The organism is Achromobacter sp. UBA5777, from assembly GCF_002418565.1.
Lineage (GTDB): Bacteria > Pseudomonadota > Gammaproteobacteria > Burkholderiales > Burkholderiaceae_B > Achromobacter > Achromobacter animicus.
In genome coordinates, this window is record NZ_DIEJ01000013.1 from 1 (window position 1) to 8,867 (window position 8,867).

At 67.8% G+C, this 8,867-nt stretch carries 9 protein-coding genes; 6 read left to right on the forward strand and 3 right to left on the reverse strand.

Annotated elements, in window-relative coordinates; translation table 11 throughout:
- Window positions 1-625: amidase family protein (locus B3446_RS00595; protein ID WP_291376589.1), on the reverse strand; the 625-nt coding region annotated here is incomplete at its 3' end.
- A gap of 82 nt (window positions 626-707) precedes the next feature.
- On the reverse strand, window positions 708-1,685 hold the full coding sequence (locus B3446_RS00600; RefSeq protein ID WP_291376590.1) for a Bug family tripartite tricarboxylate transporter substrate binding protein: 978 nt from the start codon (window positions 1,683-1,685) through the stop codon (window positions 708-710).
- A 144-nt stretch (window positions 1,686-1,829) separates the two neighbouring features.
- Here B3446_RS00600 and B3446_RS00605 point away from each other — a divergent pair, with 144 nt between their 5' ends.
- Window positions 1,830-2,729 (forward strand): LysR substrate-binding domain-containing protein, encoded by a 900-nt coding sequence (locus B3446_RS00605; protein ID WP_291376592.1) that lies wholly within the window; start codon window positions 1,830-1,832, stop codon window positions 2,727-2,729.
- A 97-nt stretch (window positions 2,730-2,826) separates the two neighbouring features.
- Here the strand turns inward: B3446_RS00605 and B3446_RS00610 are convergent, their stop codons facing one another.
- Window positions 2,827-4,008: an MFS transporter gene (locus B3446_RS00610; RefSeq protein WP_291376594.1), complete on the reverse strand. Its 1,182-nt coding sequence runs from the start codon at window positions 4,006-4,008 to the stop codon at window positions 2,827-2,829.
- Between the two features lie 118 nt (window positions 4,009-4,126).
- Between B3446_RS00610 and B3446_RS00615 the strand changes: the two genes are divergently transcribed.
- The 5 genes from B3446_RS00615 to B3446_RS00635 all read left to right on the forward strand — a co-directional run.
- Window positions 4,127-4,924 carry an AraC family transcriptional regulator gene (locus B3446_RS00615; RefSeq protein ID WP_291376596.1) on the forward strand — a complete coding sequence of 266 codons (798 nt, stop codon included), beginning with the start codon at window positions 4,127-4,129 and terminating at the stop codon, window positions 4,922-4,924.
- A gap of 166 nt (window positions 4,925-5,090) precedes the next feature.
- A complete protein-coding gene (locus B3446_RS00620) occupies window positions 5,091-5,723 on the forward strand; it encodes a GntR family transcriptional regulator (RefSeq protein WP_175184756.1) in 633 nt (210 codons plus the stop codon).
- A gap of 27 nt (window positions 5,724-5,750) precedes the next feature.
- The gene (locus tag B3446_RS00625) at window positions 5,751-6,740 is read left to right on the forward strand and encodes a tripartite tricarboxylate transporter substrate binding protein (protein WP_291376599.1); all 990 of its coding nucleotides are present in this window, start codon (window positions 5,751-5,753) and stop codon (window positions 6,738-6,740) included.
- Between the two features lie 41 nt (window positions 6,741-6,781).
- Entirely contained in the window at window positions 6,782-7,783 is a 1,002-nt protein-coding gene (locus B3446_RS00630; RefSeq protein WP_291376600.1) for a Bug family tripartite tricarboxylate transporter substrate binding protein, read from the forward strand.
- Window positions 7,784-7,816: 33 nt separating this feature from the next.
- Window positions 7,817-8,867 (forward strand): isocitrate/isopropylmalate dehydrogenase family protein (locus tag B3446_RS00635; RefSeq protein WP_291376602.1); only part of this gene is annotated, 1,051 nt, incomplete at its 3' end.

Genomic DNA, 8,867 nt, shown 5'->3' on the forward strand with positions numbered 1-8,867 from the left:
CGCGCTGCGTGGCGTTGTAGCCCGGCACCCGGCCCTGCGAGGGCCGCAGCCCTGCCACGCCGCACGCATACGCGGGATAGCGGATTGAACCGCCCTGGTCGCTGCCATGCGCAAGCGGTCCGACGCCCAGCGCGGCCGCCACCGCCGCCCCGCCGCTGGAGCCGCCCGGTGTGCGCGCCACATCGAACGGATTGACTGTGCGGCCGTGCAGATCGTTGTCGCTGAACCAGCGCCACGAAAACGCCGGCACATTCGTGCGTCCAATGACAATCGCGCCCGCACGGAGCCAATTGTCGACCGCCGGATTGTTTTCCTGCGCGATGAGGTCTTGGTAGGCCGTTACGCCATTGGTCGTGGCGGTGCCCGCCAGGTCCGCGTTGGCCTTGATCGTGACCGGCACGCCATGCAGTGCGCCCAGTTCCTGCTTGCTGCGCACCGCCGCGTCGGCCGCCTCCGCGGCGCGCAGCGCCTGCTCGGCGTAGGTCTCCGTCAGCGGATTGAAGGCAGGATTGACCTCTTGGGCGCGATCCAGGCAGCTCTGCACGGCCTCGCGGCTGGATACGTCGCCGTTGCGGATGGCGCGGGCCAGGTCAAGCGCGTTCCAGCGCCAGAGTGCGTTCGTCATGTTGTCTCCCTATTCTGAAAACCGGGTCTGCGAGAACCGCTGCGCGCCACGCGTGGTGCGAGAACCATCCTGCAGCGCGCGCTCAATCGGCGGACGCGCCAGATTGCTTCACCATCGCCGCCCAGCGCGGAATCTCGGCCGCGATCAGGTCCGCGAACTGCGCCGGCGAGGACGGGGTCGCGTCGACGGACAGGGTCTCGTTCTGCTTTTGCACCGCAGGGTCCAGCAGCGCCTTGGCGACTGCCGCATTCAGCTTGTCGATCACCGGCTTGGGCACGCCCGCCGGCGTCACGATGCCGCCCCATGACACCACCTCGAACCCCTTCAAGCCCGACTCGTCCAGCGTCGGCACCTCCGGCAGCACCGGCACGCGCTTCAAGCTGGTGGCGCCCAGCACCTTGACCTGGCCGGAGCGGATGAAGGGCAGCACGCCCGCGACGTTGTCGATCATCACGTCAAGCTGCCCACCGGCCAGGTCCACCACTGCCTGCTGGCCGCTCTTGTACGGCACGTGCAGCATGGTGGTGCCAGTCTCGCTTTTGAGCATTTCGCCCGCCAGATGCGCGCTGGAGCCGACGCCCAGCGATCCCACACTGACCTTGCCCGGATTGTTCTTCGCATACGCGGCCAGTTCCTGCACGTTGTTTGCCGGCAGGCCGTTGCGCGCGATCAGCACCAGGGCATTGCTGATGGCCAGGCTGACGGGCGCCAGGCTGCGCTGCGGGTCGTAGGGCAGCTTGGCGTACATGCTCTTGTTGATCGCCAGCGTGACGATGTTGCCAAAGCCGATGGTGTAACCGTCGGGCGGCGCCGACGCCAGGGCCTGGGTGCCGACGATGCCGCCCGCCCCGCCCCGGTTTTCCACGATGACCGGCTGCCCCAGTTCGCGGCCCAGCGCGTCGGCAATCGGGCGCAACACCACGTCGGGACCGGAGCCCGCGGCGTACGGGACGATGAGCTTGATCGGCCGTTCCGGCCAATCGGCGCGGGCGGCGCCGGCGGAGGTGGCGGCCATGAGGATAAGAAACAAGGAAACGGCACGGCGGGCAAAGTTCGGCATGGCATTCTCCTGAAGCGCTTTTCGGGCCAGGCCTCTCGGTCTTGCCGGGCCTGATCGACGATCAGCTTAGGGATGGTCCGCGCTGCCTGTAAGGCTATATTTTTGTTAAGGTGACCACCCCAGGTTGTCAGCAGGAAAGCCGTCATGAAGGACCATCAACTGCGGGCCTGGCTGAAAGTGGCCGAACTGCGCAGCATCCGCGCCGCCGCCCGCAGCCTGCACCTGAGCCAGGCCGCGGTGACCAAGGCCATCAAGGAACTCGAAACCGAACTGGACGCGCCGCTCCTGACGCGCAGCCCCAAGGGCATCGCCGTCACCGAATGCGGCGAGCATCTGACGGTGCGGGCCCGCCTGGCGCAGGCGCAGCTCGCACTGGCGCGCCAGGACATCCGCCAATTGCTCAGCGGTGCGCAAGCGCGTGTGGCGGTCGGCGTGACGCCCATGGTCATGCTCAGCGTGCTGCCCGACGTGCTGGCCGAATTCCGGGCCAGCATGCCGGCGGCGAAGGTCAAGGTCTCGGAAGGCCTGCTGGCCTCGGTGCAGCCGGCCCTGCGCAACGGCGCGCTGGATTTTGCGCTGGCCTCGCGCATGAACGACGGCGCTGGCGGCCAGGAATTTGAATTCGAAGAACTGCGCCCGCTGGAATTCATGATTGCCTGCCGCAAGGGCCATCCGCTGGCGCGCGCGCGGCGCTGGGAAGACATCCGCGGCTGCGAATGGCTGCTCAACGTCTCGGGCGGCAGCCATACCGAAGCCTTCCTGCGCGGCCTGCGCGCGCACGGCCTGCCCGAGCCCGCCCGCGTCATCGAATGCGACACCTTCGGCGTCATGTGGACCCTAATGACCCGCAGCGACGCGCTTATCATCTGCCCGTCCGGCATGCTCGACATCAAACCCTATGGCGACGAGGCCCGGCGCATCCGCGCGGACGTGCCGATGCCGGTCGCCAGCATCGGCATCATGACGCTGCAGGGCACGCCGCTATCGCTGGCTGCCGCCACCATGGCTGAACTGTTCCGCCGCCGCGTGGCGTCGATGCCTTAAGACGGATGGCCGGTATGCCATGAAGCGCATAGCCGCGACGCGTGGAGGTGCATCTCCCCCGGCGCATCACCCGCGGCGCGTCAATGCGCGGCGGCGATCAGCGCCGCACCACCAAGCGAATCGCAACCGCCGACACAGCCACCAATCCAGCAAGCCAGAAGAATGCGTCAACCAGTCCCACCGCATGCGCGGCGTAGCCGAGCACCGCCGGCCCCAGCAGCACGCCCAGATAGCCCAGCATGCTGGCCGCCGCAATGGCCTGCGACGGCGGCATGGCAGTCTGGCGTCCCGCCAGCGAAAACAGGATCGGCACCACATTGCCGGCGGCAAACCCCGCAAAGGCGATGGCGGGATACACGACCGCCAGGTTGCTGCTCCACGCGGCCAGCGCCAGGCCGCCCGCCGTAATCAGAAAGCCCGCGATCAGCAGTACACGCTCACCCACCCGCGCCACGAGTCGATCGCCCACGAAGCGGATCAGCGTCATGGCGCACGCAAAGACCGAATACCCCGCACCGGCAAACCGCTGGTCCACGCCCTTCTCGCGCGACAACAGCAGCGCGCTCCAATCCAGCATGGCGCCCTCGGCCAGGAACATCACCATCGCCAGCAGGCCGATTCCCACCACGATGCCCCGCGGCACGATCAGCAACGGCGCCTTTTTTGCCTGCGGCAGGGTGAGGAAGCCGGGTGCGGCCAGCAGCACGCAGAGCGCGATGACGAGGCCGGCTGCGATGGTGGCGGCCGCCGCGCTGGCGCCGGCGGCAATAATTGCCGTCATTGCCGCGGCGCCCACAAGGCCCCCGATGCTGTACAGCCCATGAAAGCCCGACATCAGCGGCTGCCGGGCAATCCGCTGGACCTCGGTGCCATGCACGTTCGCCGCCACGTCAATGGCGCCGGTGGCCGCGCCGAAGATCAGCAGGCACAGGCCCAACGTGAACACGGTCGACGCCATCGCCATCAAGGGCAGCACGGCGGCCAGGAGAAGGCCTGCCGTCACGATCAGCGCCTTGCTACCCACGCGCCCTACCAGCGCGCCTGCACCTGGCATGCCGATCACGGCGCCCAGGCCCAGGCACAGCAGCACGGAACCCAACGTGGCCGCGTCAGCGCCCAGGCGCTGCTGCGCAAACGGCACCAGCGGCGCCCATGACGACAACGCAAAACCTGCGATGAACAGCGACAACTGCGTGGCGCGCTTGGGCGCCCGCAGCGACGCGGCTTGGCCCTGGGCGGCCGGTGGCCTGCCCGGGGCGTGAATGTCAGCCTGCTGCAATGCGAACTCCTGATATGAACCGCGTGACTGCGTGGATGAATGAACGCGAGCCCGCGTTTCGGAAGCGGTCCAAGTTATCAGGAGCGGGTGGCGGGTTCTGTCTATACTTGGCCGACTTATGTCTAAAATCCGCCAACCTTCCGCCGCCGAGCCTCTTGGCGAAATGCCGGATCCCGACCTCGCCACCGCGCCAGTCGTAGGCTTGATGGAAGAATGGATGCCGGCCGATCAGGCGCCGCACGCCCATCGTCGTCATCAGTTGCTGTGCGCGGCCAGCGGCGTGATCCACGTCACCACCAGCGTCGGCGAATGGGTGCTGCCCGCCACCCGCGCCATCTGGATCGGCAGCGGCACCCTGCATTCCACGCTGGTCAGGCGGCCAGCGCACACGCGCGTGCTGTACATCGACCCCGAGGTCTATCCCATGCCTGAAGGCGCGCAATGCCGCGTCGTGGCAGTGAGCCCCCTGATGCGAGAGGTGATCGCCAGCTGTGCGGCCGCGCCGTGGGACTACCCGGCAGACTCGCCCGAAGCGCGATTGGCCAGCGTGCTCATCGATCAGGTGCGCGCCACGGACCACACGTCGGTCGACCTGCCCTATCCCACCGATACCCGCGCGCTGCGGCTGGCGAACCTGCTTCGCGCCGACCCCGCCAACCGCCAGCCGCTGGCCGTGCTTGCCCGCCAAGTGGGATCCAGCTCCCGCACCATCGAGCGCCTGTTCCAGACGGAAGCCGGCCTGTCGTTCGGCCGGTGGCGCCAGCGCCAGCGGCTGCTCACCGCGCTGGAGCAACTTGCCTACGGCGAAAGCGTCACCAACGTGGCGCTCGACGTGGGGTATGAATCCGCGTCCAGCTTCGTCGCTGCGTTCAAGGCCGTGTTCGGCACGACGCCAGCGCGTTATTTCAAGACCTGACGCAGCCCGGAAAACGCGGGCGATAATCCGCGTTCACCGCCGAGCCCCGCTAAAAGCACCAAGGAAAGCGCCGCCGAAAACCCGCAGTCCCGATTCGAATTCAGGGGCCGGATTGCCGCGCTATTTTTTGTATGCAACAATATACAAAAAACGCGCCGAGACAATCTTGCCCATTCCGAAAAGCAATTCGCAGGCCTTTGCGGCCTACAACGAGATCAAGCGCCGCATCCTGGTGGGCATGTTCACGCCCAGCCACCGCCTGCGCGAAGTGGAAGTCGCCGACCAGCTCGAAATGGGCCGCACCCCGGTGCGCGAGGCGCTCAAGCGCATCCAGGACGAAGGACTCATCACGCACGAGCCCGGCCGCGGACTGGTCGTCACCACGATGGACCAGCAGGAGGTCGGCGAGCTCTATTCCATGCGCGAAGTGCTGGAAGGCGCCGCCGCCGCCTTCGCCGCGCGCCACGCCACCGACGCCGAGATCGCGAACATGCAGGCCATCCTGGACGAAGGCGACAACGGCGACCCCGTCGCGCAGAACCTGCGCTTTCACCAGGCCATCTACAGCGCCGCCCACAACCGCTACCTGATCCGCTCGCTGCATTCGCTGACCGAGACCACCTATCTGCTGGGACGCAGCACGCTCAGCTCATCCGAGCGGGCCGGCCGCTCCAACCGGGAACACCAGGCCATCGTCGACGCCATCCGCGCTCGCGACGTCCAAGGCGCGCAAGACGCCGCCCAACATCACATTCACCAGGCCCTGCTGGAACGCCTAAAGATGCTGCGCCAGGGCTGAGCGCGGTCGTCGATCGGAGACAAGTCGATGAAGCAGTTCAACGTATCCCCGCAGCGTCTGCTGGCGGGGCTGGCCCTTGTTTTGCCCGCGCTTTGCGCGCCGGTGGCCGCGTCCGCCGACACCTATCCCAGCCGGCCCATCACGCTGGTGGTGCCGTTTGCGGCGGGCGGCGGCACCGACAGCATTGCGCGCGACATGGCACGCACGTTGGCCGACAAGCTGGGCCAATCCGTGGTCGTGGAAAACCGCGGCGGCGGTGGTGGCTCCATCGGCGCCGCGCTGGTCGCGAACGCGCGCCCCGACGGCTACACGCTGCTCTTTGCCACGTCGACCTTCGTGACCAACGCCGCCGCCGGCATCAGCACCACCTACGACGTGCGCAAGTCCTTCGCGCCCATCGCCATGCTGGGCCGCGGCCCGCTCTTCGTCGTGACGGCCAAGGACTTGAAGCTGACGTCCATCGCCGGACTGCGCGAACTCGCCGCCAAGCCGGACGCCGACCTGAACTTCTGCTCGGCCGGCAACGGCAGCATCAACCATCTGGCCGGCGAACTGTTCAAGCAGAAGACCAACGCCGCCATGACGCACGTGCCGTACAAGGGCAGCGGCCCGGCCACCGTCGATCTGCTGGCCGGTCGCGTCCAGGTGTTCTTCGCCACCGTGCCCACCATCCTGTCGCAGGTGCGCGACCAGCGCGTGGACCTGCTGGCCGTCACAGGCAAGACGCGCTCGCCGCTCTTTCCCGACACGCCCACCGTGGCTGAGGCTGGCGTGCCCGACTTCGATATCACGACGTGGTGGGGCGTCCTGGCGCCGGCCGGCACGCCGCCCGAGGTCGTTGCCAAGCTGAACCAGTCCATCAACGCGGCCGCCGCCGACACGCTGGTGGCCGACCGCCTCAAGCACGAAGGCGCGCAGGCCATCAGCGGGTCTCCGGACGACTTCGGCAAGGCGCTGGCCGCCGAACTGGAGATGTGGCAAGGCGTGGTCAAGAAGTCCGGCATGGCGCTGGACTGAGCCGCCGCGCACTGACAGCGAAGAGACAACAAGGAGACACCATGCAGCATTCTTCCCCCCTGAATCCCACGCGCCGCCGCCTGCTGCAAGGCGCGGCGGCCGGCACGGCATTGCTGCTGGCTGGCGCGGCACGCGCGGCGGACGCGTACCCGTCCAAGCCCGTGACGATGATCGTGCCCTACGCGCCCGGCGGTCAGGGCGACGTCTTCGCCCGCATCCTGTCCGAACGCCTGGGCACGGAATTCAAGCAGACCTTCATCGTAGAAAGCCGCCCCGGCGCGTCGGGCGCCGTGGGTTCGCGCATCGTGCTGCGCGCGCCGGCCGATGGCTACACGCTGCTGCTCGGCCAGACCGGCGAAATCGCCGTCAACCCTTATGCCATGAAGTCGCTGGGCTACGACCCGCTGCGCGAGTTCGCGCCGGTGATTCTGGTGGGCGATTCGCCGCTGGTGCTGGCCGTGCCGGAAAAGTCGCCCTATGCGGCCCTGGCCGCGCTGATCGCCGCGGCCCGCGCCAAGCCGGACGCCCTGGCCTACGCGTCCTCCGGCACCGCGACGCCCGGCCACCTGGCCGCCGCCGCGTTGGCGCTCGGCACGCAAACCCGCATGATCCACGCGCCCTACAAGGGCGCGGGCCAGGCCATGTCCGACCTGCTCGGCGGCCACGTCGACTTCTTCTTTTCCAGCGCATCGGCCGTCATGCCCCACATCAACAGCGGCCGCTTGAAGGCGCTGGCGGTATCCTCGCGGGAGCGGCTGGGCATCCTGCCCAACGTGCCCACCATCAGCGAGGCGGCCGTGCCCGACTTCCAATTCAGTCTGTGGGGCGGCGTCTTCGCGCCCGCGCAGACACCCCCTGCGGTGGTCGAACAGCTCAACGCGAAGCTGAACGCCATCCTGGCCGAGCCCGCGATCAAGTCGCGGCTAGAAGGCGACGGCGCCGCCGTGCGTCCGAACACTACGCAGGAGTTCACGGCCTTCGTGCGCAGCGAAGCCGCCAAGTATCAGAACCTGGTGCAAGCCACCGGGGTCCAGGTCGAATAAGCCCGGCCGATCAACCTACAGGAAAACGCTCCCATGAAAATCGTTGTACTCCCCGGCGACGGCATCGGCCCCGAAACCATGGCGGTCGCCGTCGACGTGCTAGAAGCCGCGTCGCGCCGGTTCGGCCTGAACCTGCAGTTCGACCACGACATCGCGGGCCATGACAGCCTGAAAAAGCACGGCGCCACCGTCACGCCCGCCCTGCTGGAAAAGGTCAAGGCCGCCGACGGCCTGATGCTCGGCCCCATGGCGACCTATGACTTCAAGGACGAGGCGCGCGGCGAGATCAATCCGTCGATGTACTTCCGCAAGAAGCTCGACCTGCACGCCAACATCCGCCCCGCGCGGACCTACCCCGGCATGCAGGCGCGTTTGGGCGAATTCGATCTGGTCGTGGTGCGCGAAAACACCGAAGGCTTCTACGCCGACCGCAACGTCGAGTCCGGCGGCAGCGAAATGCTGATCACGCCCGACGTCGTCGTGTCGCTGCGCCGCATTACCCGTCAGTGCTGCGAGCGCATCGCGCGCACGGCGTTCGAGCTGGCCATGACCCGGAGCAAGCACGTCACGATGGTGCACAAGGCCAACGTGCTGAAGCTGGGCGACGGCATGTTCCTGGAAATGTGCCGCCAGGTCGCCCAGGAGTTTCCGGAAGTGCGCGTGGACGACGTGATCGTCGACGCCATGATGGCGCACGTGGTGCGTGCGCCGCAGCGCTACGACGTCGTCGTCACCACCAACATGTTCGGCGACATCCTGTCCGATCTGACCGCCGAACTGTCGGGCAGCCTCGGCCTGGGCGGCTCGCTGAACGCCGGCCGCGACTACGCGATGGGCCAGGCCGCGCACGGCTCGGCGCCCGACATCGCCGGCCAGAACATCGCCAACCCGATCTCGCTGATCCTGTCGGGCGCGATGCTGCTGAACTGGCACGGCCAGAAGACCGGTAACGCCGCGTTCACGCAGGCCGCCGCCGCCATCGAGGCCACCATCGCCGACACCATCCTCGCGCAGGAATGCACGCGCGACGTGGGCGGCAAGCTGGGCACGCGCGAAGCCGGCGCGGCCTTCGTCGCGCGCCTGC

What these genes read in the sequence shown, in the direction of transcription:
- B3446_RS00615 (WP_291376596.1), top strand. Translation starts at nt 4,127, where the DNA reads ATGTCTAAAATCCGCCAACCTTCCGCCGCCGAGCCTCTTGGCGAAATG.
- B3446_RS00605 (WP_291376592.1), top strand. Translation starts at nt 1,830, where the DNA reads ATGAAGGACCATCAACTGCGGGCCTGGCTGAAAGTGGCCGAACTGCGC.
- B3446_RS00625 (WP_291376599.1), top strand. Translation starts at nt 5,751, where the DNA reads ATGAAGCAGTTCAACGTATCCCCGCAGCGTCTGCTGGCGGGGCTGGCC.
- B3446_RS00630 (WP_291376600.1), top strand. Translation starts at nt 6,782, where the DNA reads ATGCAGCATTCTTCCCCCCTGAATCCCACGCGCCGCCGCCTGCTGCAA.
- B3446_RS00600 (WP_291376590.1), bottom strand. Translation starts at nt 1,685, where the DNA reads ATGCCGAACTTTGCCCGCCGTGCCGTTTCCTTGTTTCTTATCCTCATG.